This window comes from Candidatus Hydrogenedentota bacterium (assembly GCA_016791475.1).
Lineage (GTDB): Bacteria > Hydrogenedentota > Hydrogenedentia > Hydrogenedentales > JAEUWI01 > JAEUWI01.
On sequence record JAEUWI010000520.1, the window covers coordinates 275 to 503 of the forward strand.

General features: G+C 64.2%; 1 pseudogene (only partly in view). It reads left to right on the plus strand.

The annotated features are described in order from the left end of the window. Positions 1–229 (plus strand): annotated as a pseudogene (locus tag JNK74_30590) (glucosamine-6-phosphate isomerase) (it extends 166 nt beyond the left edge of the window).

Consider the following 229-nt stretch of genomic DNA (forward strand, 5'->3'; position numbering starts at 1 on the left):
ACACGCTGCTCGGCCACGAAATCGCCATCACCATCAAGCGGTCGCGCGACGCCGGCGAGAAACTGGCGCTGATTCTCCCGGTCGGTCCAATGGGCATGTATCGCTGGGCGGTCTACTTCCTCACCGAGTGGGGCGTGCCGTGCGACCACGTGTACGGCTTCAATATGGATGAGTGGAGCGACGCGCAGGGCAACTCGCTCCCGCCGAGCAACCCGGGCGCATTCCAGTA